Source organism: Amycolatopsis sp. NPDC051045, from assembly GCF_040682955.1.
In the GTDB taxonomy this organism is placed as follows: domain Bacteria; phylum Actinomycetota; class Actinomycetes; order Mycobacteriales; family Pseudonocardiaceae; genus Amycolatopsis.
The window spans coordinates 99,889-124,036 of the sequence record NZ_JBFBCC010000007.1 but is presented as its reverse complement, the minus strand read 5'-3'; the positions used below and the strand labels follow the sequence as shown (position 1 = coordinate 124,036).

The 24,148-nt window shown below is 74.8% G+C and carries 5 protein-coding genes; all 5 read right to left on the bottom strand.

All coding sequences use genetic code 11. The features are described 5' to 3' along the window. Positions 1 to 89: 89 nt before the first annotated feature. The 5 genes from AB0M80_RS18740 to AB0M80_RS18720 all read right to left on the bottom strand — a co-directional run bounded on the left by AB0M80_RS18740 (position 90) and on the right by AB0M80_RS18720 (position 24,139). Entirely contained in the window at positions 90 to 1,295 is a 1,206-nt protein-coding gene (locus AB0M80_RS18740) for a cytochrome P450 (protein ID WP_364565988.1), read from the bottom strand. Next, a complete protein-coding gene (locus AB0M80_RS18735; RefSeq protein ID WP_364565985.1) occupies positions 1,292 to 2,596 on the bottom strand; it encodes an MFS transporter in 1,305 nt (434 codons plus the stop codon). Before AB0M80_RS18735 ends, AB0M80_RS18740 begins: the two co-directional genes overlap by 4 nt. Further along, positions 2,593 to 22,467 carry a non-ribosomal peptide synthase/polyketide synthase gene (locus tag AB0M80_RS18730; protein WP_364565982.1) on the bottom strand — a complete coding sequence of 6,625 codons (19,875 nt, stop codon included), beginning with the start codon at positions 22,465 to 22,467 and terminating at the stop codon, positions 2,593 to 2,595. The genes AB0M80_RS18735 and AB0M80_RS18730 overlap by 4 nt, the downstream gene beginning before the upstream one ends. 65 nt (positions 22,468 to 22,532) lie before the next feature. Beyond that, a complete protein-coding gene (locus AB0M80_RS18725; RefSeq protein WP_364565979.1) occupies positions 22,533 to 23,885 on the bottom strand; it encodes a serine hydrolase domain-containing protein in 1,353 nt (450 codons plus the stop codon). Positions 23,886 to 23,938: 53 nt separating this feature from the next. Next, positions 23,939 to 24,139: an MbtH family NRPS accessory protein gene (locus AB0M80_RS18720; RefSeq protein WP_364565976.1), complete on the bottom strand. Its 201-nt coding sequence runs from the start codon at positions 24,137 to 24,139 to the stop codon at positions 23,939 to 23,941. Positions 24,140 to 24,148: the final 9 nt, after the last annotated feature.

Here is a 24,148-nt window from a genome sequence, read left to right as displayed (position 1 = left end):
TGGCCTGCTCAGGTCACACCTATGGGCTACCCAGTGAAGGGCCGTCCGGAACCTCGACCACCCATCGGCGTCTCGAGCGGGGCTCCGGCTCAGGTCGGGGACACGTCCAGAGGCAGGTGGCGCACGCTCACGATCACCGACGGGTTCTGGAACACGACCGCCTCATCCGTGGCCACCGCGATGTCCCGGTAACGCTCGAACAGCACCTCGAACGCGATCCGGCCCTCCAGCCGCGCGAGCGGCGCGCCGAAGCAGAAGTGGATGCCGTGACCGAACGTCAGGTGCGGGTTCGGGGTGCGTCCCGCGTCGAACTCGTCCGGGCGGCCGAAGAGCGCCGGGTCGCGGTTGGCCGCCGCCAGGTCGGCCATCAGGATCGAGTTCTCCGGGATCCGGTGGCCGCCCAGCTCGACCTCCGTCGTCGTGCGGCGGCCCAGCTCCGGGAACGGCGGCAGCAGCCGGAGCACCTCCTCCAGCGCGGCCGGCAGGCCACCCGGCGAGGACCGCAGCGCGGCCGCCGCGGCCGGGTTCCGGTCGAACGTCACGACGGCGTTGCCCAGCAGCGCGGTCGTCGTGATGTGGCCCGCGATCAGCAGCAGCGCCACGAAACCCACGATCTCCTGGTCCTCGAGCCGTTCGCCGTTGAACTCCGCCTCCACCAGCCTGCTGGTCAGGCCCGGGCCGGGGTGGGCGCGGTGGTGGCGGATGTGGTCGAGGATGTAGGCGTTCATCTCGCGGATCGTCGGGGCGATCGCGTCCAGCGCGCGCTGGATGTCGGCCATGTCGGCCGACTCGCCCAGCTGGTCGCCGCTGAACAACACCTGGGCCCACCGCGTGAACAGCGGGCGGTCCGCCACCGGGACGCCCAGCAGCTCCGCGATCACGATGATCGGCAGCGGGTACGCGAGCGCGTCGACGACGTCGAAGCGGGACTTCCCGGCGACCTCGTCGAGCAGCTCGCCGGCGATGGCCCGGATCCGGGGTTCGAGGCCGGCCACCACCCGCGGGGTGAACGCCTGGCTGACCAGCGTCCGCAGCTTGCGGTGGTCCGGCGGGTCCATCCCGACGAAGTTGCCCTTGCGGAACGTCTCGAAGTCCTCCTGGACCGGCGTGAGCCCGCTGAAGTCCGAGGAAAACGTCGCCGGGTCGGACAGCACCCGCGAGACGGACGCGTGGTCGAGCACCCGCCACAGCCCCCGCTCTTCGTCGTGGTGCACCGGGCCGCGCTCGCGCAGCTCGGCCGAACGCGCCAGCAGGTCTTCGAAGGCGAAAGCGAGGTCCGGCTCCTGCGTGGTCATGACGTTTTCTCCTCGTTCGGTCCGTCGGGGGAAGCGGGGTCGGTCTGCCCCGGCCGGCCGCCCACCGGCTGGGGTTCGGTTGCGGCGGGGGTGAGCGTGTCGGCGCGGGGGAACCGGCGCAGGGTGGGGCTGATCGTGACGACCACGGTCACCAGTGCGATCCCCGCGGCGCACAGCAGGACGGCGTCCGTGCCGGGGAACGCCTGCACCACCAGGCCGCCGAAGGCCGGCCCGGTCGCCGCGGACACCCCGCCGATCACGCCCATCACGCTGGTCAGCCGGCCCCGCAGCCGGTCGGGGGTGAGCAGCAGCTGGTAGGTCCCGATCGTCGTGTTGGCCGTCGGCGGGAGCAGGGCCATCGCGACGAACAGCGCCCCCAGCAGGTAGCCGTCGTGGATCACCGCCGCCAGCGGGGTCAGCAGGGTCAGCACCCAGAACACGCTCATGATCGACACGTACGGGCTCAGCCGCCGCTGCAGGTACGGCGCGATGAGCGACCCCGCCACCCCGCCGACGCCGAGCATCGCGGCCATCACGCCGATTTCGCCCGAGGTGACGCCCCGCTCCTTGGCCAGCACGATGATGACGATGTAGTAGCCGCTGAAGAAGAAGTTCAGGCTCACCGCGCACGCCACCGTGACGCGCACGTGCCGTTCGTTCCACACCCAGCGCAGTCCCTCGGCCATCTCCTTGCCGAGGTGCCCGCCGCCGGACGGCACGGCCTCCCGGCGGGGCGCCCGGACGAAGGTCAGCGCGACCAGCGAGATCAGGTGGACGAGCACGTCGAACGCGAACGGGACGGCCCGCCCGATGCCGTAGAGGAACCCGCCGGCCGCCGTGCCCGACAGCTGGCCGAGCGCGCCGCGCGCGGAGTTCATCGCCACCGCGGTGGGCAGCTGGGCCGGGGGCACCACCCCGGCCAGCATCGCGCCTTCGGCCGGCCCGAACAGCGACCGGCAGCACCCCAGCACCGCCGCGACCGCGATGAGGTGGGGGACGCGCACCACGTCCCACCAGATCGCCGCCGCCAGGCTCGCCACCGCCAGCGCGTAGACCGCCTCGCAGCCGAGCAGGATCTTCTTGCGGTCCCACCGGTCCGCCAGCGCGCCCGCGGGCAGCCCCGCGAGCAGCTGGGCCATCGCGTCCACCCCGAGCACCAGCCCGGACAGCGCCGGCGAGCCGGTCACCGCCAGCACCAGCAGCGGCAACGCGATCATCGACGCGCTGAAGCCGGCTTCCGACAGCGCCTGGCTGCCCCACAGCAGCTGGTAGTTCCGGTTCCGGGAAAGCCGCGTGGTCACCGCCGCTCCCTCCGGCCGCCGGAGGTCCGGCTGTCGGAGGTCCGGCTGTCGGCGGCGATCCGCCGCAGGGCCGCGGCGAAGTCGCCGGCCACCGCTTCGACGGTCCGCCGGTCGTGGCGCCCCGGCTGGTGGATCAGGGAGAACACCAGCTCGCCGTCCTGGACCGCGCCGACCAGGTCGAGCAGGTGCGGGTGGTGCTCGGCCGGGTCGTGGTCGCGGCCGAGCGAACCGCGGACCGCGGCGTAAAGGCTCTCGGCCGCCGCCGCCCCGGCCGCCCCGGACCCGTCCCACTGGCCGAGGTAGTTGAACGAGATCTCCGGCTGCGGCCCGGTCCCGGCGAGCCGCTCGCGGACCTCCGGGGTACCGAGGTGGCGCAGGGCGCCGTAGCCGAACCCGTTGCCCGGCACCGCCCGCAGCTGCTTGCGGACGGACTTGACCAGCGTCCGCCAGTCCGGGGTGTCCGCGGCGTCGTCGATCGAGAGGGCCACCGGGTACAGGGTGGTGAACCAGCCGACGGTCCGGTTGAGGTCGACGCCGTCGAGGACGTCCTCCCGGCCGTGGCCTTCCAGGGCGATCGACACGTCCGGGCGCCCGGTCCACCGGGCCAGTGCCCACGCCAGGGCGGTGAGCAGGACGTCGTTGACCCGCGTGCGGTAGGCCGACGGCGCCGACCGCAGCAGGGCGTTGGTGTCGTCGGCGTCCAGCACCACGGTGACCTCCGCCGTGCCGGTGCCGGCCACCTCGCCGTCGTGGTCCACCGGCAGCTCGCCCGAGGCGGGCAGGCCGGTCCAGTACGCCAGTTCGTCGTCGAACCCGCCGGCCCGGACGTGGTCGCGCAGGCGGTGCGCCCAGTCCCGGAACGACGTCGTGCGCGGGCCGAGGTCGACCGGGCCGCCCCGGGCGGCCTGCCGGTAGGCGGTGTCGAGGTCGTCGAGCAGGATGCGCCACGAGACGGCGTCGACCACGACGTGGTGCGCGGCCAGGAACAGCCTCGGCCGCCACGCCGGATCGGCGGTGACCAGTGCGGCGGCCAGCAGCGGGCCCTCGGTGAGGTCGAACCCGGCGTGGACGTCGTCGGCGATCCGCTCCAGGGCGGCCGCCCGCTCGGCCACGGGCACGGCGGTCAGGTCCTCGTGGCGCAGCCCGGGCACCGGCTCGACGCCGGCGTTGTGCTGGTGCCAGCCCTCACCGGTGCGGGTGAACCGCATCCGCAGGGCGTCGTGGTGGGTCCACACCGCGGCCAGTGCCCGCCGCAGCGCATCGGCGTCGAAGCCGTCGGCCAGCTCGACCAGCATCGACTGGTTGAAGTGGTGCGGGTTGACGGTGTGGGTGGCGAAGAACCAGTCCTGGATCGGGGTCAGCGGCACCGGCCCGGTGACCGGCCCGTCGAGTTCGGCCGGCTCGGCCACCGCGCCGGCCTCGGGGGCCAGTGCGGCGATCGTCTGGTGCAGGAACAGGTCCTTCGTCGTCAGCCGCAGCCCGGCTTGGCGGGCCCGGGACACGACCTGCATGCTGAGGATGGAGTCCCCGCCCAGCTCGAAGAAGTTGTCCGCGGTGCCGACCCGGTCCAGGCCCAGGACCTGCGCCCAGATCTCGCACAGCACCCGCTCGGCCGGCGTCGCCGGCTCGACGTGGCCGGTGGTGGGCTCGGCCGCGGCGGCGACCACGGGCAGGGCGCGGCGGTCGACCTTGCCGGTCGGGCCCAGCGGCAGCGCGGGCAGCTCCAGCAGGGCCGAGGGCACCAGGTGCCCGGGCAGCGACCCGGCCAGGAACTCGCGCAGCCCGGCGGCGCCGACCGGGTCCGTCCCCGGTTCGGGGACGTAGCAGGCGACCAGGCGCTTGTGGCCCGAGGAGTCCTCCTGGACCGCGGCGACGGCGGCGGCCACCCCGGGGTGCCGCGTCAGCGCCGCTTCCACCTCCCCGAGCTCGATCCGGAACCCGCGCACCTTGACCTGGTCGTCGGCCCGGCCGCCGAACTCCAGCTGCCCGGCCGCGGTCCAGCGGACGACGTCGCCGGTGCGGTACATCCGCTCCCCCGGCGCGCCGAACGGGTCGGCGGTGAACCGGTCGGCGGTCAGCCCCGGGCGGTCGAGGTAGCCGCGGGCCAGGCTCGGCCCCGCGACGTACAGCTCGCCCGCCACGCCGATCGGCACCGGTTCGAGCGCGGCGTCGAGCACGTAGACGCGGGTGTTCGGGATCGGCCGTCCGATGGGCGGTGGTGTTCCCGGCACCAGCGGCTCGCTCCACGTCGCGACGATCGTCGACTCGGTGGGACCGTAGGCGTTGATCATCCGCCGTCCCGGTGCCCAGCGGTCCACCAGCTCCGCCGGGCAGGCGTCGCCGCCGACGACGAGCGTGCGCAGGTCCGGCAGGTCGGTCGCCGGGACGGTGGCCAGCGCGGCGGGCGGGATCAGGGTGTGGGTGATCCGGTGGGCGGCGAGGAACTCGGCGAGGGGTTCGCCCAGCAGCGGCTCGGGCGGGACCACGACGAGCGCGGCCCCGGCGGGCAGCGCCAGGCACAGTTCGAGGACGGCGGCGTCGAAGCTCGGCGAGGAGTAGGCCAGGACCCGATCGCCCTCGGTGACGCGCAGGTGCTCGGCCTCCGCCGCGGCGAAGCCGGCCAGGCCGGCGTGGGTGACGACCACGCCCTTGGGCCGGCCGGTGGAGCCGGACGTGTAGATCACGTACGCGGGGTGCTCGGGGCGGACCGGCGCGGCGAGCACAGCCGGCTCGCCGCCGAACAGCTCCGGGTCGTCCAGCATCAGCACCGGCACGCCGTCCGGCGCCGGTGGGGCCAGGCCGTCGAGGGTCAGGACCAGGGCCGGGTGGGCGTCGGCGAGCATGAACGTGATGCGCTCGATCGGGTAGGTCGGGTCGACCGGCAGGAACGCCCCGCCGGCCTTCAGGACCGCGAGCTGCGCCACGACGATCTCCACCGACCGGGGCAGGGCCAGCGCCACGATCCGCTCCGGGCCGATGCCGTGCCCGGCGAGCACCCGGGCCAGCCGGTTCGCGCGGGCGTCCAGCTCGGCGTAGGTGAGGGATTCGCCCGAAAGCACCGCGATCGCGTCCGGGGTACGGCGGGCCCGGGCCGCGATCAGCTCGGGCAGCGTGGCCGGCCCCACCTCGCGGGCCGTGTCGTTCCAGGCGCCCAGGACGAGGTCGCGTTCGGCCGCGCCGATCAGCGGGAGGCGGGACAGGGGCCGGTCCGGGTGGTCGGCGACGCCCGCCAGCAGGACACCCAGGTGCTCGGCCAGGCGGTCGATCGTGCGGGCGTCGAACAGGTCGGTGTTGTAGGTCAGGGCGGCCCGCAGCACGTCCCCGTCCGGCTGGAACTCGAGGGTGAGGTCGAAGTTCGCCGCCGTCGCGGGCTGCGGGAGCTCCTCGGTCTCCAGCCCCGGCAGCCGGGCCGCTTCCCGGGGGCTGTTCTGCAGCACCACCATCACCTGGAACAACGGGGTGCGGCTGGGGTCCCGGCCGGGCTGCACGGCGTCGACGACCCGGTCGAACGGCAGGTCCTGGTGGTCGAACGCCTCGCGGACGCCCGCGGCGACCTCGTCGAGGAACGCGGTGAAGGCCAGCTGCGGGCGGACCCGCGACCGCAGCACCAGGGTGTTGACGAAGAAGCCGACGAGCCCCTCCAGCTCGGGCCGCTCCCGGCCGGAGGTGACCGTGCCGACGGCCACGTCGTCCTGGCCGGCCCAGCGGCCGAGCACCACCTGGCACGCGGCGACGAGCGTGGTGAACAGCGTGGTCTCGCGCTGCCGGCTCACCTGCTCGAGCCGGGCGGTCACCGCCGCCGGGACGGCGATCTCGCGCGTCGCGCCGCGGGTGGTGCGCACCGGCGGGCGGGGCCGGTCGGTGGGCAGCTCCAGCGGGGTGAGGTCGCGCAGGCGCTCGGTCCAGTAGCCGGCCTGGCCGGACAGGACCCGCTCGGCCAGCCGGCCGCGCTGCCAGGCCGCGAAGTCCGCGTACTGCACCGGCAACGGCGGCAGGTCCGCCGGTTCGCCGCGCAGCGCGGCCGCGTAGAAGGCGCCGACCTCCTCGGCGATCAGCCCGTTCGACCAGCCGTCGGTGACGATGTGGTGCACGGCCACGGTGAGCACGTGCTCCCGCGGGGCGAGCCGGATCAGCTTCGCCCGCAGCAGCGGGCCTTCGCTCAGGTCGAAGGGCTGCTCGCCGTCGGCGCGCAGGATCTCCGTGAGCTCCTCCTCGCGAGCGTCGGTGACCGGCAGCGGGACCGGCGACGGCGGGTGCACGATCTGGACGCCGTGGCCGTCGGCCGAGCCGAACGTGGTGCGCAGCGGCTCGTGCCGGGCGACCAGCGCGGTGAACGCCCCGGCGAGCGCGTCGACGTCCAGTTCGCCGCGCAGGCGCACGGCGGAGCTGGTGACGTACTCGGTGCCGCCGGGCTCGAACTCGTCGAGGAACCACAGCCGCTGCTGGGCGAAGGACTGCGGCAGCTCGCGGTCGCGGGGCACCACCGGAATCGGGTCCTGGGCGGTCGCTCCGACGGTTTCGATCGCGGCGGCGAGCCGGGAGACCGTCGGGTGCGCGAACACCGCCCGCGGCGACAGCGACACGCCGCATTCGGCCAGCAGCCGGGAAACGAGCCGGATGCTGAGGATCGAATCGCCGCCGAGCTCGAAGAAGTTGTCCTTCGCCCCGACCCGCTCGACCTTGAGCAGCCGCTGCCAGATGCCGGCGACGGCGCGCTGGGTCGCGGTGGCCGGCTCGACGTAGGGCGAGCGCGACGTCAGCGGCCCGTCCGGCACGGGCAGGGCGCGGCGGTCGACCTTTCCGTTGCGGTTCAACGGCAACGCCGCCAGGACCAGGATCACGGCGGGCACCATGTACTCGGGCAGTACCGCGGCGGCGTGCGCGCGCAGCTCGCCGGGGTCCGCGGTGCGCCCGGGTGCGGCGACGACGTGGGCGATCAGCCTGCGGGTGCCGGAGGAGTCCGGGTGGACGGTGGCGACCGCCTGGGCAATCGCCGGGTGGACGGCCAGCACGGTCTCGACCTCGGCGAGCTCGATCCGGAACCCGCGCAGCTTGACCTGGTCGTCGGAGCGGCCGAGGAACACCAGTTCGCCGCCGGGACCGCGCCGGACGACGTCGCCGGTCCGGTACATCCGCGCCCCCGGCTCGCCGAACGGGTCGGCGACGAACCGCTCGGCGGTCAGGCCGGGGCGGCCGAGGTAGCCGCGCGCCAGGCCCGCCCCGGCCAGGCACAGCTCGCCGGGCGCCCCGGCGGGCAGCGGGCGCAGCTGGGCGTCCAGCACGTACGCGCGCATGCCGTCGAGCGGACGGCCGATGGGGACCGGCTCGGGCACGCCCGCCTCGCCGGTCATCCGGAAGGAGGTGGCGAAGGTGGTGGTTTCGGTGGGACCGTAGCCGTCGACCACGACCAGGCCGGGGCACGCGGCCTGGACCGCGCGCACCACGGCGGGCGGGATGACGTCGCCGCCGGTCCACACCTCGCGCAGGCCGCGCAGGCCGTCCGGGGCGTCCTGGGCGAGCAGGCGGAAGAGCCCGGCGGTGAGCCACGCCGCCGTCACCGCGTGCTCGGAAACCGCGCGCCGCAACGATTCCAAGGTCAGGTCGGGCCCGTCGGGCAGGACCGTCGCGCCGCCGGTGAGCAGCGGGACCCACAGCTCGTAGGTGGAGGCGTCGAAGGCCAGCGGGGAGTGGGCGAGCACCCGGGTGTGGGCGCCGCCGGCGAACCGGCTGTCCTGGGCCAGCGCGGTGATGTCGCGGTGGCGCACGGCGACGCCCTTGGGGACGCCGGTGGAGCCGGAGGTGTACATCACGTAGGCGAGGTTTTCCGGACCGACGCGGCCCTCCGGCGCGGTCGGCGACCGCTGCTCGCCGACGGTCAGTACCGGTCCACTGTGGACGGCTTCGGCCGCCGTCGTCCAGGTGTCCCCGGCCACCACGACCGACACCCCGGCTTCGGCGAGCACGGCGCGCAGCCGCTCGTGCGGCGCCCGGGTGTCCAGCGGCACGTAGGCCGCGCCGGCCTTGAGCACGGCGAGCTCGGCGACCACGTGCGCAGGCGACGGCTCGAGCAGCAGCCCGATCCGGTCTTCGGTGGCCACGCCGAGTCCGGCCAGCCGGCCGGCCAGGTGGTTCGCCCGCTCGTCGAGCTCGGCGTAGGTCAGGGTCCGGTGGCCGGCGAGCACAGCGGGCTCCGACGGACGGCGCTTCGCCTGGGCGGCGAACAGCGCGGGCACCGTCGACGGCGTCCCGGCCGCACCCGGGCCGTGGGCGTCGGCGAGCACCTGGGCGCGTTCGGCGGCGTCGACCCACGGCACCCGGGCCAGTGGCCGGTCCGGGTCGGCCGTGACGGCGTCGAGCAGCAGGACCAGCCGGTCGGTGAGCGCCGCGGTGGTGCCGGGGTCGAACAGCGCCGGGTCGTAGGCCAGGTCCAGCGCGAGGCTTTCGTCCAGGGACGCCCGCAGGCACAGCGGGAAGTTCGTGGCGTCGGCCGAGGAAACCTCGACGACCCGGGGCGCGCCCGCGGTGGCGGGCTCGCTGATCGGGTAGTTCTCGAACACGACCATGCTGTCGAACAGGTTCTGCCCCGCGGGGACGTCGCTGAGCGGGCGCAGCCGGGCCAGCGACACGAAGTCGTGGTCGCGGGCCTCGCTCTGGGCCGCCTGCAGCTGCCCGAGCCACTGCGCGACCGGTTGGGCGCCGTCGACGCGAACGCGGGTGGGGATGGTGTTGATGAACAGCCCGATCATGGTTTCGACGCCGGCCAGGTCGGCCGGGCGGCCGGAGACAGTGGTGCCGAAGAGGACGTCACGGTCGCCCGACAGCATCGCCAGCAGCAGCGCCCAGGCGCCCTGCACGACGGTGTTGACGGTGAGGCCGTGGGTCCTGGCGAACTCGCGCAGCCGCAGCGTCGCGGCCGGCGGCAGCTCGAGCCGGACGGAGTCGGTCGAACGGGACTGGTGGGCCTCGGCCGGCGGGCGGTCGTAGGGCAGCGCGGTCGGGGCGTCGAAGCCGGCCAGTGCGCCCCGCCAGAACTCGTCGGCGGCCCCCTCGTCGCGGTCCGCCAGCCAGCCGAGGTAGTCGCGGTACGGGCGCCGGGTGACCAGGGCCGGCCGGACGCCGGCGCCCGCGGCGGCGTACTGCTCACAGGCTTCGGCGAAGACCTGCGCGGAGCTCCAGCCGTCGAACAGCACGTGGTGGGAGGTCCACACCAGCTCGACCTCGTCGCCGGGCAGCGCGGCGATGGCCAGCCGGGTCAGCGGCGCCCGGGTCAGGTCGAACGGGACGGCGCGGTCGGCCGCCAAGAGCTCCCGCAGAGCGGCTTCCCGCTCCGCCGGGCCGAGGTCGCGCCAGTCGTGCTGGGCGACCGGCAGCGTCGCGGTGCGGTCCACCACCTGCACGGGCTCTTCGACACCCGTCCAGACGAGCCGGGTGCGCAGCACCGGGGTGCGGTCGACGACCCGCTGCCAGGCCGCGGCGAGCCCGGCGGGGTCGGCGACCCCGCCGAGCCGGATGCGGACCTGCTCGAAGTAGGCCGGGGAGCCGTCGTCGACCAGGGTGTGGAACACCATCCCGGCCTGCAGCGGGGTCAGCGGGTAGACGTCCTCGACCGCGCGGCCGTCGCCGGCCACGGTGTCCAGCTCGACCGGGCTCAGCCGGGCGAGCGGGAAGTCCGACGGCGTGCGGCCGCCGGCCCCCGGCGTGCCGCAGTGCTCGACGATCTCCCGCAGCGCCGCGGCGACCTGCTCGGCGAGCCCGCGCACGGTGTCTTCGCGGTGCACCTCGGGCACGTAGGTCCAGGCCAATTCGAGGCCGCCGCCGTCGACGATGCCGACGACGTCGAGCAGGGCGCTGCGCGGCCGACCCGGGTCGACGTCGTCGCCGAGGTCGCCGCCCCAGCCCCGGTACAGCCCCTCGGCGTCGCCGCCGGTGGTCCACTGCCCGTGGTAGTTCAGTGAGATCTGCGGCACCGGGCCGTCGCGCAGGGGCGAGTCCGGCGTCAGCCGCCGCAGCGCGCCGTAGCCGAGGCCCTTGCCGGGCACGGCCCGCAGCTGCTCCTTGACCGCCTTCAGCGTCGGTCCCCAGCCGTCGCCCACCGGAAGAGTGAGCGCGACCGGGAACTCGGCGGTGAACCAGCCGACCGTGCGGGAGAGGTCGAGGTCGTCGAAGATCTCTTCGCGGCCGTGTCCCTCCAGCGCGACCAGGACGCGCTCGCGGCCGGTCCAGCGGGCCAGGACCCGGCCGAGCGCGCTGAGCAGGACGTCGTTGATCTGCGTGCGGTAGACCTCGGGCACCTGGTGCAGCAGGGCGTCGGTGGTGTCCGGATCCAGCCGGACGGTGATCGTGCGGGTGCGGCCGGCGGTGTTCTCCCCCGCCCCGTCCACGGGCAGGTCCGCGACGACGCCGTCGAGCACGCCGGTCCAGTACGGCAGTTCGGTCTCGAAGGTGCGGGCGTTCCCGGCCAGGCGGTCGGCCCAGCGGAGGTAGCTCACCGGAGCCGGACCGAGGTCGACCGGCTGCCCGGAAACCCCTTGGCGGTAGGCGGTTTCCAGGTCGTCGAACAGGATCCGCCACGACACGCCGTCGACCACCAGGTGGTGGACGACCAGCAGCAGGCGCGGCGGCCGCTCCCGGGCGGTGATCAGCACGGCCGCGACGAGCGGGCCGTCACCGACGCGCAGGGTGGCCCGGGCTTCGGCCGCGACCGCACTGATGTCCACATCGGACACATCGGACACGTCAACGTGCCGGAGCGCCGGGATTTCCGCGTCGGGCCGGAACTCCTGACGCCACCCGTCGCCGGTGCGCGTGAACCGGGTGCGCAGGGCGTCGTGGCGGGCCAGCACCGCGGTGAGCGCCGTTTCGAGGGCGGGGACCTGCACGCCGGGATCGAGTTCGGCGAGCGTGGACATCGTGAAGTGGTCGTGGTGGCCGGTCTCGAAGAACCACCGCTGGATCGGGGTGAGGGGCGCCGCGCCGGTGAACCCGGCTTCGGGCTCGGCGGGCGCTTCGGCGGCGGCGACGAGCGCGAGCTCGGCGATGCTCTGGTGGCGGAAGACGTCCCGGGAGGTCAGGCGCAGGCCGTGCCGCCGGGCCCGGGAGACGACCTGGATGCTGAGGATCGAATCCCCGCCCAGTGCGAAGAAGTTGTCGTCCACTCCCGGTTCCGCGACGCCGAGGACGTCGGCCCAGATGTCCGCCAGCAGCCGTTCGGTGTCCGTGCGCGGGGCGGTCCGGCCCTCGGCCGGGGCCGGGTGGACGGCGGGCGCGGGCAGCGCACGGCGGTCGACCTTGCCGCTGGTCGCCAGCGGGAGCCGCTCGAGGGGGACGAACACCGACGGCACCAGGTGGTCGGGCAGGGTCGCCTTCAGCGCCGTCCGCAGCCGTGCCGGGTCCGCGGGGGCCCCTTCGGCAGGGACGACGTAGGCGACCAGCCGCGCGTGGCCGTCGTCGCGGCGGGCGACGACCACCACGTCCGCGACCTCGGGCAGGGCGCGCAACGCCGCCTCGACCTCGCCGGGCTCGATCCGGAAGCCGCGGATCTTCACCTGGTCGTCGACGCGGCCGAGGTACTCCAGGTACCCGCCGGCGGTCCAGCGGACCCGGTCGCCGGTGGCGTACATCCGGCTGCCGGCCGGCCCGAAGGGGTTGGCGCGGAAGCGGTCCGCGGTCAGACCGGGCCGGTTCAGGTAGCCGCGGGCCAGCTGGACGCCGGCCAGGTGCAGTTCGCCGGGCACGCCGATCGGCGCCGGACGCAGCCGGTCGTCGAGGACGTAGGCCCGCACGTTCCCGGCCGGGCGGCCGATCACCTCACGGTCGGTCTCCCCGATCCGGCAGAGGGTCGCGTCGACCGTGCACTCGGTCGGGCCGTAGAGGTTGAACGCGGTGACGCCGTCGAGGTCGCTCAGGGCGCGCCACAGCACTTCGCCGACGGCTTCCCCGCCCAGCAGCAGCACCGGCGGCCGGTGCGGCCCCGCGTCGAGGAGCCCGGTGTCCAGGAGGTGCCGGACGAACGACGGCGTCGAGTTGACCAGGTCGATCCGGTGCTCGGCGACGTAACCGGCGAGCACGGCGGGGTCGAGCCGGGTGTCGCCGTCGATCACGTGCAGCTCGTGCCCGGCCGTGAGCATCAGCAGCACGGTTTCCCAGGACGCGTCGAAGGAGAACGCGGCGGTCAGCGCCACCCGCAGCCGGTCCCGGCCCGCGGCGGCGGTGAACTCCGCCGCATGGTCGGCGGCCAGGTTGGCCAGCGCGCGGTGGCCGACGAGCACGCCCTTGGGCGTTCCGGTGGAGCCGGAGGTGTAGATCGCGTAGGCGGCGTGGTCCGGGGTGAGCGGCGCGAGCCGGTCGGCGTCGGTGAGGTCGGTGTCCGGCACGTCGTCTCCCGCGGCGACCGGTTCGGTGAGCACCAGCACCGGCCGGGCGTCGGCCAGCAGCGCCTCCCGGCGCCGGGAGGGCAGTTCGGGGTCCAGGGGCAGGTGGACGGCGCCGGCCTTGAGCACGGCGAGGATCGTGACGACCAGGTCGGTCGAGCGCGGGAGGGCGACGGCGACGAGCCGCTCGGGCCCGGCGCCGCGGGCGACGAGGACACGCGCGATCCGGTTGGCCCCGGCGTTTAGTTCGGCGAAGGTCAACGCCGTGTCGCCGCAGACCAGCGCGGTCGCGTGCGGAGTCCGGGCGGCCTGGGCGTCGAACAGCTCGACGACGGTGGTGCCGGGCACCGGGCGGTCGGTCGCGTTCCACGCTTCGACCACCAGGTCGTGCTCGGCCGCGGGCAGCAGCGGCAGCGCGTCGACGGGCCGGTCCGGCTCGGCCGCGACGGCGGTGAGCAGGACCGTGAGGTGCTCGGCGAAGCGCCGCATCGTCGCCGCGTCGAACAGGTCGGTGTTGTAGTTGAGCAGGCCCCGCAGGCCGTCCGGGTGCTCCTCGAATTCGACGCTCAGGTCGAACCCGGCGGTGGTCATCGCCCACGTCAGCTCGCCCGCGGTGAGCCCGGCGAGGGCGGGCAGGCGGTTGCCGGCGTTCTGCAGGGTCACCAGCACCTCGAACAGCGGGGTACGGCTGGGGTCGCGGTCGGGGCTCAGCTCGTCGACGATCCGCTCGAACGGCACCTCCTGGTGGGCGAACGCGTCCAGGACGGTCCGCCGGACGGCGCCGAGCAGCTCCCCGAAGCCCTGCCGTCCGTCCACGGAGGACCGCAGCACCACGGTGTTGACGAAGAGCCCGACCAGGTCCTGGACCTCCGGGTGGTCCCGGCCGGAGGTCACCGTGCCGACGGCGACGTCGTCCTGGCCGGACCAGCGCCGCAGCACCAGCTGGCCGGCCGCGACCAGCACCGTGAACAGGGTCGTGTCGTGCTCGCGGCTCAGCCGGCGCAGCCCGGCGAGCGCCTCGGCACCGAGGGTGAACCCGTGCTCGGCGCCGTTCGACGTCCGGGTGGCCGGCCGCGGGCGGTCGGTCGGCAGGTCGAGCGGGCGCAGGCCGTCGAGCTCGTGGCGCCAGAAGCCGAGCTGGTCGTCGAGGAAGTCGCCGGTGAGGCGCTCGCGCTGCCACGCGGCGAAGTCCGCGTACTGGATGGGCAACGCCGGGAGTTCGGCTCGCTCGTCGCCGTAGAGGGTGGCCAGCTCGCCGGCCAGGACGCCCATCGACCAGCCGTCGGTGACGATGTGGTGCAGGGACAGGACGAGCGCGTGGTCGTCGGCGGCCACGCGGACCAGCCGGGCCCGCAGCAGCGGGCCGCGGGCGAGGTCGAACGGCCGGGCGAGGTCCTCGGCCAGCAGCCGCCGCAGGTCCTCCTCCGCCGCCGTCGAGCCGCTCAGGTCGGTGACCGGCAGCGCGAGCTGCCACGGCTCCCCCACGACCTGGCGGGGCCGGCCGTCCACGGCCGGGAAGGTGGTGCGCAGCGACTCGTGCCGGGCGATCAGCGCGGTCAGCGCCCGGGAGAGGGCGTCGGGCCGCAGATCCCCGCGCAGCCGCACGCCGAAGACCGTGACGTGGTCGGTGCTGCCGGGCGCGAAGTCGTCGAGGAACCACAGGCGCTGCTGGGCGAAGGACAGCGGCAGCTCCTCGCCGCGGTCCACCGGGGTGATCGCCGCGGACAGCGGGGTGGCCGACGCGGCGGGCAGCGCGGCCGCCAGGCCCGCCACCGTCGGGTGGTCGAACACCGTCCGCGGGGACACTTCGACGCCGAAGGCCTCGCGCAGCGCGGAGGAGAACCGGATGCTGAGGATGGAATCCCCGCCCAGCTCGAAGAAGTTGTCGCCGGCCCCGACGCGCTCCAGGCCGAGGGAAGCGGCCAGGACCGCCGCGACCGTGCGTTCGGAGTCGGTGCGGGGCTCGACGAACGCCGTCCCCGCCGGGGCGGCCGCGGCGGGCGCCGGCAGCGCGCGCTGGTCGAGTTTCCCGTTGCGGGTCAACGGGAGTTCGTCGAGGGTGACGAACGCCGAGGGCACCATGTAGTCCGGCAGGGACCGGGCCAGGTGCTCGCGCAGCCGCGCCGCGCTCGGCGGGGCGTCCGGCGTCGCCGCGACGACGTAGGCCACCAGCCGCTTGCGGCCCGGTTCGTCCTCGCGGGCCAGCACCGCCGCCGAGCCGATCTCCGGCAGGGCGAGCAGGGTCGCCTCGATCTCGCCCGGTTCGATCCGGAAGCCCCGGATCTTCACCTGCTGGTCGGCGCGGCCGTGGTAGCGCAGGGCGCCGCCGCCGGTGCGGGACACCCGGTCCCCCGACCGGTACATCCGGGACCCGGGCGCGCCGAACGGGTCGGCGACGAATCGGGCGGCGGTCAGCCCCGGCCGGCCGAGGTAGCCGCGGGCCAGGCCGTCGCCGGCCACGTAGAGCTCGCCGGGCACCCCGGCCGGGACCGGGTTCAGGTCGGCGTCGAGGACGTAGCCGCGCAGGTCGGGCAGGACGGTGCCGACGAGCCCTGGAGTGTCCACTGTGTCCCTGTCGGACCCGAGATCGTGGTGGGTGACGTGCACGGTGGTTTCGGTGATGCCGTACATGTTCACCAGCCGCGGCGCGCGGTCGCCGTGGCGGGCGAACCACCCGGCCAGCCGGCGCGTTTCCAGGGCCTCGCCGCCGAAGATCACGTACCGCAGCGCCAGCCGGGCGCCGGCTTCCGGATCGTCCTCGTCGGCCCGGACGAGCTGGTAGAAGGCCGACGGCGTCTGGTTGAGCACGGTGACGCCTTCGTCGGCCAGCAGGCGCAGGAACTCCCGCGGCGAGCGGGACACCGCGTGCGGCACGACGACGAGCCGGCCGCCGTGCAGCAGCGGACCCCAGATCTCCCAGACGGAGAAGTCGAAGGCGTAGGAGTGGAACAGGGTCCAGACGTCGTCGGAGCCGAAGCCGAACCGGGCGTCCGTCGCCGCGAACAGGCGGGTGACGTTGCGGTGCGGGATCACCACGCCCTTCGGCAGCCCGGTCGAGCCGGAGGTGTAGATGACGTAGGCGGGGTGCTCCGGCGTGCAGCGCAGCGGCGGGTCGGTGTCCGGGCCGGTGGCCACCTCGACGTTCTCGGGGGTGAGGACCGCGACGGGGTCGGTGTCGGCGAGCATCCGGTCGACGCGCTCGGCCGGGGTGGCCGGGTCGATCGGCAGGTAGGCGGCCCCGGCCTTGAGCACGGCGAGGATGGCGACGACCTGCTCCGGCGAGCGCGGCAGGCGCAGGGCGACGAACCGTTCGGGTCCGGCGCCGAGCGCGATCAGCCGGTGCGCCAGCCGGTTCGCCCGCGTGTTGAGCTCGGCGTAGGTCAGGCAGCTGCCGTCGCCGGTGAGCGCGATCGCGTCCGGGTGCGCCGCGACCTGCGCGGCGAACAGCTCGGTGATGGTGGGGGCGGGCAAGGACGGCGTCTGGTCCACGACGAGCCGGGCCCGGTCCTCGGCCGACAGCCACGGCAGCCGGGCGATCGGGCGGTCCGGGTTTTCGGCCATCCCGAGCAGCAGCGTCTCCAGCCGGGCCGCCAGCGCTTCGGCGGTTTCGGCGTCGAACAGGTCCGGGTCGGTGCCGAGCTCGAAGCCCAGTCGCCGGTCGACGTACGCGCGCAGGGTCACCGGGAACGTCGTGGCGTCGAGGGCGGTCACCTCCCGCAGGGTGACCCCGGCCTGCGCGGCCGCGTTCTCGTCGAACGGGTAGTTCTCGAACGCGACCATGCTGTCGAACAGGTTCTGCCCCGAAGGAACGTCGCTGAGCGAGCGCAGCCGCCCGAGGGCGAGGAAGTCGTAGCGCCGGGCCTGGTTCTGCTCGTCCTGCAGCCGCTTCAGCCACGCCAGCACCGGCTCGCCGCTGTCGATCCGCGTGCGCGTCGGGACGGTGTTGATGAACATCCCGATCATGCTTTCCACGCCCGGCAGGTCGTCGGGGCGGCCGGAGACGGTGGTGCCGAACACGACGTCGGACTCGCCGCTGGAGTGGGCCAGCAGCAGCGCCCAGGCGCCCTGCACGAGGGTGTTGACGGTCAGGCCGTGGCGCCGGGCGACGTCCCGCAGCCGCGTGGTGTCCTCGGTGGACAAGGCGGCCCGGATCGTCCGCGACGACCGCGTCCGGTGCGCCTGGGCCGGTGGCCGGTCCCACGGCAGCGGGGTGGGGGCGGCGAACCCGGACAACGCCGCGCGCCAGTGGTTCTCGGCCGCCGGCACGTCCTGCGCGGCCAGCCAGCCGAGGTAGTCGCGGAACGGCCGGTGGGCCGGCACGCGCGGCGCCCGGTGCTCGGTGAGGGCGGCGTACTGCTCGCACACCTCGGTGAAGATCTGGGCCAGGCTCCAGCCGTCGAGCACGATGTGGTGCGAGGTCCACATCAGCAGCACCCGGTCGTGGGTCAGCGCGACGATGCCCAACCGCATCAGCGGGGCGGTGGCCAGGTCCAGCCCGGCCGCGGCGTCCTCGGCCGAAAGCCGCTCCAGCTGGGCGGTCTGCTCGGCCTCGGACAGCCCGCGCCAGTCGTGGCGGGTGATCGGCACGACCGCCCGGCGCCGGACCACCTGCAGGGGTTCCTCGACGCCGTCCCAGACCAGCTGGGTCCGCAGCACCGGCGTCCGGTCGGCCACCTGCTGCCAGGCCAGCGCGAACGCGTCCGGGTCGCGGACCCCGTCGAGCAGCATCCGCGCCTGGTCGACGTAGGCGTCGGCGGTGGGATCGAGCAGGCTGTGGAACAACATGCCCGCCTGCAGCGGGGTCATCGGGTACAGGTCGTCCACTTCGCGCCCGTCGCCGACCAATCTGTCCACAGCGGACTGATCCAGGCGGGCCAGCGGGAAGTCCGACGGGGTGCGGCCGCCGCTGCCGGGAAGCGCGCAGTGCGCGACGATCCCCCGCAGGCCGGTCAGCATCGCCTCGGCCAGCGCCCGGACCGTGTCTTCGTCGTTGACCTGGTCGGAGTAGGACCACGTGAGCGACAGCTCGCCGGACTCGACCACCCCGGTCACGTCGAGCTGGTAGGTGCTCGCCTCGTCCGGGGCGATGTCCGGGCCCGGGCTGTCGTGCCGGCCGCGGAACAGGCCGTCGCCGCCGGACCCGCCGTCCCAGCGGCCGTGGTAGTTGAAGCAGATCTGCGGCAACGGGAACGCCTGCAGGGCGTGCCCCGGCGCCCCGGGCTCGCCGAGGTACCGCAGCGCCTCGTAGCTCAAGCCCCGGCGCGGGACGGCCCGCAGCTGCTCCTTGACCGCCTTGAGGGTGGCGCCCCAGTCCCCCGACGGCGGCAGGTCGAGCGCGACCGGGAACTGGGTGGTGAACCAGCCGGCGGTGCGGGAGAGGTCGACGCCGTCGAGGACGTCCTCCCGGCCGTGCCCCTCCAGGGCGATCAGGACGCCGTCGGAGTGCGTGCGGTCCGCCAGTGCCCGCCCGAGCGCGCTCAGCAGCACGTCGTTGACCTGGGTCCGGTACGTCGCGGGGACGCGGTGCAGCAGCGCGTCGGTGTCTTCGGCGCCGAGGGTCACCGTCAGGGTGCGGGTGGAACCGGTGGTGCCGGCCCCCGCGTGGTCGGCCGCCAGCGCCGCCGGGACCCGGCGCGCCACCTGCGTCCAGTGCTCGAGGTCGTCGTCGAACCCGCCGGCGCGGACGTGCCGCTCCAGCAGGTGCGCCCACTGGGTGAACGGGGTGGCCGTGGCCGCGAGCCGGACCGGTGCCCCGGCGGTGACCTGGCGGTAGGCGGTTTCGAGGTCGCCGAGCAGCAGCCGCAGCGACACCCCGTCGGCCACCAGGTGGTGCACGGCCAGGAACAGCAGCGGCGGCCGGGTGCCGCGGACGAGCAGCGCCGCGCCGGCGAGGGTGCCGGTGGCCAGGTCGAGCCCGGCGCGCACCTGCGCGGCCGCGGCCTCGATGCCGGCGCGCTGCCCGGCCTCGCCGAGGGAGGACAGGTCCCGGATCCGCAGGACCCCGGTGGGCGGGGCAGGCGTGACCTCCTGCCGCCACTGCCCGTCGAGGGTGAAGAACCGGGTCCGCAGGGCGTCGTGGTGGGCGACGACCGCGTCGACGGCGGTCCGCAGCGCCTGCTGGTCGACGTCGGCGGGCAGCTCCAGCAGCTGCGACATGGTGAAGTGGTCCAGCGGCCCGTGGGTGTCGAAGAACCAGTGCTGGATCGGGGTGAGCGGCGCCGGGCCGGCGACCGGCGCCACCGCGGCCGGGGCGTGCGCCGCGGTGGTCTGCACCGCGGTCGCGAGGCCGGCGATGGTCTGGTGCAGGAAGATGTCGCGCGAGGTGAGCCGCAGGCCGGCCTGGCGTGCCTGGGCCACCACCTGGATGCTGAGGATCGAGTCGCCGCCGAGGCCGAAGAAGTTGTCCTCGACGCCGATGCGGTCGTTGCCGAGCACCTCGGACCAGATCGCCACCAGCTGGTGCTCGACGGCGGTGCGCGCGGGCACGTAGGCCTGGCCGCCGTCCGCCGGCGCGTCGGGCGCTGGGAGCGCCCGGCGGTCGACTTTTCCTTGCGACGTCAGCGGAATCGCGTCGATCGGGACGAACGCCGATGGCACGAGGTAGTCGGGCAGCGTGGCTCGCAGGGCTTCGCGCAGCTCGGCCGCCGAGGGCGGGACCGCTCCGGCGCCGACGACGTAGGCGACCAGCCGGGCGTGGCCGTCTTCCGGCCGGGTGGCGACGACGACCGCGGCCGTGACCCCGGGCAGGCGCGTCAGCGCGGCTTCGACCTCGCCCGGTTCGACCCGGAAGCCGCGGATCTTCACCTGGTCGTCGAGGCGGCCCAGGTACTCCAGCTGCCCGTCCGCCGTCCAGCGGACGCGGTCGCCGGTGCGGTACATGCGTTCGCCGGGTTCGCCGAACGGGTTGGCGACGAAGCTGCCGGCGGTCCGGCCGGGCCGGCCGAGGTAGCCGCGCGCGAGCTGCGCCCCGGCGAGGCAGAGCTCGCCGGGCACCCCGGCGGGCACCGGCCGCAGGTCCTGGTCGACGACGTAGGCGCGGGTGTTGGCCAGCGGGCGGCCCAGCACCGGACGGGCGGTGGCCCCGACCCGGCACGACACCGCGTCCACTGTGTACTCGGTCGGGCCGTAGAAGTTGTGCGCCACCGTGACTTCGGCGGCGCCGAGCTCCCGCCAGAGCGTGTCGTCCAGCGCTTCGCCGCCGAGCATGAGGATCTGGGGCCGGTGCCGCGGATCGGTCAGCAGCCCGGCGGGCACCAGCCGGCGCAGGTAGGTCGGGGTCAGGTCGAGGAAGTCGATCCGGTGCTCGGCGATGTGGTCGACGAGGGCGTGCGCGTCGAGCCGGACGTCGTCGCCGATCAGGTGCAGCTCGTGGCCGTCGGCCATGAGCAGCGGGCCTTCCAGCGACGTGTCGAACGACAGGGTCGCGGTCAGCGCGACCCGCAGCCGCCGCCCGGGCGCGGCGAAGTCGTTGCGGTGGTTGAACAGCAGGTTCGTCAGGTTGCGGTGCGGGACCGCCACCCCCTTCGGGCGCCCGGTGGATCCGGAGGTGTAGATGACGTAGGCGGTGTTGGCCGCCCGCAGCGGCGCGAGGCGATCGGCGTCGGTGAGGTCGGTGCCGGCGTACTCCTCCAGTGCGGCGGTGGTCTCCGGGGTGCCGAGGACGAGACCGGGCACCGGCGTGGCCGGGCCGCCGTCGCGGGTGACGACCAGGGTGGCGCCGGCGTCCCGCAGCAGCAGCTCGATCCGGTCGGCGGGCAGGGCCGGGTCGATCGGCAGGTACACCGCGCCGGCCTTCAGCACCGCGAGGAAGGCGATGATCGCCTCGGCGGTCCGCGGGAGGGCGAGCGCCACCACCCGCTCGGGGCCCGCACCCAGCGAAACGAGGTGGCGGGCCAGCCGGTTGGCGTGGGCGTTCAGCTCGGCGAAGCCGAGCCCGATGTCGCCGGCGACGAGCGCGGTTTCGTCCGGGCTGCGCTGGGCCTGGGACTCGAACAGCTCGGTGACGGTGGCCGCGGGCACGTCCAGCGCGGTGTCGTTCCACTCGGTGAGCAGCCGGCGCCGCTCGGCGCCGGTCAGCAGCGGCAGTTCGCCGACCGGCCGCCGCGCGTCGGCGGCGATCGCGGTCAGCAGCACGGTCAGGTGCTCGGCCAGCGCGACGGCGGTCCGCTCGTCGAACAGGTCGGTGTTGTACTCGAGTGATCCTTCCAGGGCGGCGGCGGACGGCTGGAACTCGACGGTGAGGTCGAAGTTGGCGGCGCGGCGGGCCACCTCGACCGGCTCGGCCGTTACGCCGGCGAAGTCCGCCGGGCCGCCCGCGCTCCCGTGCAGCAGCACCATCGCGTCGAACAGCGGGTTGCGGCTGGGGTCGCGGTCGACGTGCAGAGCTTCGACGAGCTTTTCGAACGGGGCTTCGGCGTGCTCGAAGGACTCCAGCACCGTCGCGCGGACGGCGTCGAGGAACGTCCCGAACGGCGCGGCGCGGTCCACAGTGGACCGGATGACGACGGTGTCGACGAAGAAGCCGACCGTGCGCTGCAGCTCGGGGGCGTTCCGGCCGGAAACCACCGTGCCCACGGCGATGTCGGTCCGGCCGGTGTAGCGGGCGAAGAGCACCTGGCAGGCCGCGACCAGCACGGTGTACAGCGTGGTGTCGTGGACCCGGGCCAGCTCGGCCAGCCCGGCGGCGACCTCGGCCGGGACGCTGAAGTGGTGCACGGCCCCCGCCGTGGTGCGCACGGCGGGCCGCGGCCGGTCGGCCGGCAGGTCGAGCGGTTCGACGCCGGCCAGCTGCGTGGTCCAGTAGGCGAGGTGCCGGTCGAGGGCGGGCCCGGCGAGGCGGTTGCGCTGCCACACGGCGAAATCGGCGTACTGGACCGCCGGCTCGGGCAGGGTCGCGGGCTCGCCGCGGACGGCGGCGGCGTAGAGCGTGCCGAGCTCGCCCACCAGGATGCCCATCGATTCGCCGTCGGTGACGATGTGGTGGGCGGTGATCAGCAGGACGTGGTGCTCTTCGGCGACCCGCACCAGCAGCAGCCGCAGCAGCGGGCCGCGGCGGAGGTCGAACGACCGGCCGTACTCGGCTTCGAGGACCTCGTCCAGATCGGCCGGCCGCAGCGCGGGATCGGTGGTGAGGTCCACCGTCCGCACTCCGATCTCCGGCGCGGCGTGGACGACCTGCACCGGGGTGCCGCCGGTGTCGTCGATGGTGGTGCGCAAGGATTCGTGGCGGGCCACCAGCTGCGCCAGCGCGCCGGTGAGCGCACCGGTGTCGAGCGGGCCGGTCAGCCGCAGCCCCACGGCGCTGTTGTACTCCGCGTCCCCGGGCCGAAACTCGTCGAGGAACCACAGGCGCTGCTGGGCGAACGACAGCGGCAGGGCGTGCTCGCGCGGCGCCCGGCCGATGACGTCGGACCGCTCCGCCCGGCCGGCCAGCCGGCGCTTGAGCGTCTCCCGCAGTTCCGCGGGCAGCGCGTCGATGCGGCTCTTTCTCGAGGTGGTCATCGCTTTCGTTTCCTCACGACAGGAGTTCGGCTGATCCGGGGACGCTCGGGGTGCGGAGCGGGGAGTCAGGAGGCGTGGCGCCGCCGCCGGGCCACGCGGCCCCCGGCCTGCATGGCGCTGACGGTCCCGGTGGCCGGGTCGGTCAGGAAGCGGCCCCCGATGATCCGGCGGCCGGTGCCGGGTTCGCGGACGGAGAACGCCCCGTCGCGCAGCAGCGCCAGTTCGGGGTAGACCTCGCCGTCGACGACGAGCACGGTGCCGCCGTCCGCGCGGACGTCCACCTGGTACTCCAGGTCGCCGTTGGTGTAGCGGCCCGAGAGGTCGGCGGCCGGGCGGGCGGCGCGGTCGAGGTCGCGGGGGAGCTCGTAGTCGCCGACCGGCAGGCCGTCCGCGCGCAGGGCGGCGACCAGGTCGGTCCACAGGGCCGAGCCGGTGCTCCCGTTGGTGGTGAGCGCGACGACCCGGCCGTGCTCGGGATCCACCCGCAGGTGGCAGGAGGTGCCGTCCGCGGTGCCGTCGTGGCCGGTCCAGTCCGCGTCGGCGCCCCGGTAGCCGGCCAGGCCGAGCCCCCAGGCGTCGGCCAGGCCGAACGGCTCGGCCCCCGGCACCGGACGCCGCATCAGTTCGGCCAGGTGCGCCGGCAGCGGCCCGTCGCCGCCGCAGAACATGAGGCCGAAGGCGGCGAGGTCCCCGGCGCTCAGCGCCAGCGCCCCGGCCGCGGCCTCGGCGGTGGTCAGGGTCTGGGCGACCGGCCGGGCGCGGCCGGTCGCCGCGTGCACGGCGTGCCCGCTGACGTGGGCGCCGGTCCGGCGCCGCGCGCCCGGCTCCACGACGAACGCACCGTCGATCCCGAGTTCGTCGAGCAGCAGGGCGTCCATCGCCTCCCACCAGCTCATCCCGGTGATGGCCTCGACCACGTAGCCGGTGAGCACGTACCCGACGTTGGAGTAGGAGAAGCCCTGTCCGGGCGGCTGGACGAGCCCGGCGTCGCGGCACGCCCGCAGGTACCGGCGGGCCGATCCGGCGCCCTCGGCGGCGGCGCCGAGCCCGGCCGGCAGCCCGCCGGTGTGGCTGAGGACCTGTCTGACCGTGGGTCTGCCGACCTGCGGGCCGAGCCCGTCCAGGTGCTCGGCGAGGGGGTCGTCCGGGTCCAGGTCGCCGTCCGCGACGAGCAGCATCGCCAGCGCCGCGGTGAACGCCTTGGTGATGGAGCCGGCCGGGAACTTCGCCGCGGCGGTGATCTCACCGGCCGTGGCGGAGCCCGTCCGGCCGCCGTCGTGCACGACCAGCTGGGCGGCGGGCACCCCGTGCTTGTGGGCCAGGCCCGTCAGCAGCCGCTGCAGCCGCCCGTCGGCCGGGGGCCGCAGGTCCCGGACCGGCACCCGCAGGGACTGGTAAAACGTCGAAGGAGAGGGCATGAGCGGGAGACCTTCCGCGTCGGTGGGGTGGGGACGGCGGGGCGGGGACGGGCTCAGCCGTCGGCCGCCATCTGCCGCTGCAGGCTCAGCGGCCGCATGTCGGTCCACACCTCGTCGACGTGGTCCATGCACTCCTGGCGGCCGCCGCGGAACCCGTCGGCGCGCCACCCCGCGGGTACCTCGTTCGCCAGCGGCCACAGCGAGTACTGGCCTTCGTCGTTGACCAGCACCTGGAATTCGGTGTCGTCCTGCATGTCAATTCA

Excerpts from the sequence above, each read along its gene's own strand:
- AB0M80_RS18725 (WP_364565979.1), bottom strand. The coding sequence starts at position 23,885 with ATGCCCTCTCCTTCGACGTTTTACCAGTCCCTGCGGGTGCCGGTCCGG.
- AB0M80_RS18740 (WP_364565988.1), bottom strand. The coding sequence starts at position 1,295 with ATGACCACGCAGGAGCCGGACCTCGCTTTCGCCTTCGAAGACCTGCTG.
- AB0M80_RS18730 (WP_364565982.1), bottom strand. The coding sequence starts at position 22,467 with ATGACCACCTCGAGAAAGAGCCGCATCGACGCGCTGCCCGCGGAACTG.
- AB0M80_RS18720 (WP_364565976.1), bottom strand. The coding sequence starts at position 24,139 with ATGCAGGACGACACCGAATTCCAGGTGCTGGTCAACGACGAAGGCCAG.